The organism is Segatella copri (assembly GCF_002224675.1).
Taxonomy (GTDB): Bacteria; Bacteroidota; Bacteroidia; order Bacteroidales; family Bacteroidaceae; genus Prevotella; species Prevotella copri_U.
In genome coordinates this window covers 1-1,888 of record NZ_NMPZ01000061.1, presented here as the reverse complement: position 1 = coordinate 1,888, position 1,888 = coordinate 1, and the positions used below count along the sequence as shown (strand labels likewise).

Here is a 1,888-nt window from a genome sequence, read left to right as displayed (position 1 = left end):
TAAATAGAGGATGGGCAAAGCGCCTATCATGTATAACTCATAAAAACAACAGTTTATGAAAGCAAAGATTTACTTTTTGGCAATGGCTTTCGTCGCTCTCTTGATGGTAGGGTGTAGCGATGATGATGGTATTCAACTCACACAGGATGAAATCATTGGTGATATTAACACAGGCAAACAAGTGGGTATCAAGGGCAATAGCCTTGTCATATATACCACCCAGGGTGCCCGCGTGAATGTGCAAGGAGCCAAGGGCAAGATTTCGGCACAGTCTTCTGATGAGAAAGTAGTCACTGTAACTTGCATCCATGAGACGGGGCAGTATGGTAAGGATGAGCGTATTAGCTTGTCTGCTATCGCTGTGGGAAAGGCTATTGTTACAGTGACTGATGAAGATGGTAATGAGGCAAAACTTGCCGTGGAAGTCAAGGATGTTGAGACGTTATGGAAGACTACACAAGTATTTAGTGGTTATCAAAAATATTGTAAGGTGGAGGGTGTTTCCAAGGAAGATTCTTTGGTGATAGCATCGGATGCGATAGCAAGTAAGCCTTATGAAGCTGTTAAATTCAAGAGCCGTGGTGATGTATTTACAGTATCCCGAATCCAGTTCCTTGCTGGTGGAAAGGTGTTGGTGGATGGGTATTATACTACTACGTATAATGAAGATCACAGTATACTTTATTTCGAGGTTGGAGATGGTAAAGGCGGAACTTTGGAGAATTTCTATTTGAAACCAAAAGAAGGCTCGCTTTTCTTCTGGGATTTGACAGATAAATATAAGGAAGCTTATCCGCAGGTAACAAAGGTGGAGTTAGTTTGGGCAGCTGCTCAGCATTTTTAAGTTTTCTTCATATTAAAAGGGTCGCTTCAAAATTCATTCTCTTATTCGCTTTCGGGTGCTTTAGGGCTTTATGTTAAAGTTTCCATCACAGCTAAACTTTCTAGAAAGAAAACGGCAGCAGACATTGATGGAAACTTCACAATTGAAGTGGAGCCAAAAGATACAATCACCATAAAGTTCATTGGTATGCGAGACAGAATCATCAAACTCTCTGAAATGAATTTCGAAAAACTCAATGTCATCACTTTGACAGAAAGTGGAGGACTCATGGGTGAAATTGTTGTTATCAAAAAAGGACATAAGCATAAAAAAAATAAACTATGGCAAGAGGACGTTATATTTGCAACACTCTCAAAGCTATCCGCAAGCAGATAGCGGATGCAAATGGGATTGACTATTCACCCGAAGAATGTCATTTCAATGGTGAATGCAAGGGTACTTGCCCAAAATGTGAGAAAGATGTGAAAAATTTGGAACATGAATTGCGACTTAGGAAGAAAGCAGGAAAGACTATAAAGGTCGTAGGGGTAGCATTGGAAATGACAGCTCTTGCAACATCTATTATGTCGTGCTCTACACAAAAAGGATATTACAACTCTACCCCTCCACTACCAAAGAAAGTTATTCCGATTCACTTCCAGGAATATACATCCAAAGACTCCATCCTGCTAAAAGAAAGAGAAACATTGAATAAGAAAGGAGTACTTTTTGTCCAAGGGCATATCATTGACGAAAAAACAAAAGAACCGATTTGTACAGCTTTCATCACAGCTAAACTTTCTGGAAAGAAAACGGCAGCAGATATTGACGGAAACTTCACCATTGAAGTGGAGCAAGGAGACACCATCACCATTAAGTTCATTGGTATGCAAGACAGAATTATCAAACTCTCTGAAATGAACCTCGAAAAGCTCAATGTTATCACTTTGACAGAAAGTGGAGGACTCACTGGAGAAATAGTTGTTGTAAAAAAAGGACATAAGCATAAAAGAAAATAAGCAATGGTAACAAGAGGACGTAACATATGCAATACCCTCAAAGCAA

The 1,888-nt window shown here is 39.6% G+C and carries 2 protein-coding genes; both read left to right on the top strand.

Going from position 1 to position 1,888, the window contains the following annotated elements; all coding sequences use genetic code 11:
• The first annotated feature begins 55 nt into the window (after positions 1-55).
• On the top strand, positions 56-844 hold the full coding sequence (locus CFT61_RS16260) for a hypothetical protein (RefSeq protein ID WP_142990668.1): 789 nt from the start codon (positions 56-58) through the stop codon (positions 842-844).
• A gap of 320 nt (positions 845-1,164) precedes the next feature.
• Positions 1,165-1,842 (top strand): carboxypeptidase-like regulatory domain-containing protein, encoded by a 678-nt coding sequence (locus tag CFT61_RS16255; protein ID WP_089545430.1) that lies wholly within the window; start codon positions 1,165-1,167, stop codon positions 1,840-1,842.
• The last annotated feature ends 46 nt before the right edge of the window (positions 1,843-1,888 follow it).

Bases quoted from the DNA above. Each gene is read 5' to 3' on its own strand.
- CFT61_RS16260 (WP_142990668.1), top strand. From the start codon at position 56: ATGAAAGCAAAGATTTACTTTTTGGCAATGGCTTTCGTCGCTCTCTTG.
- CFT61_RS16255 (WP_089545430.1), top strand. From the start codon at position 1,165: ATGGCAAGAGGACGTTATATTTGCAACACTCTCAAAGCTATCCGCAAG.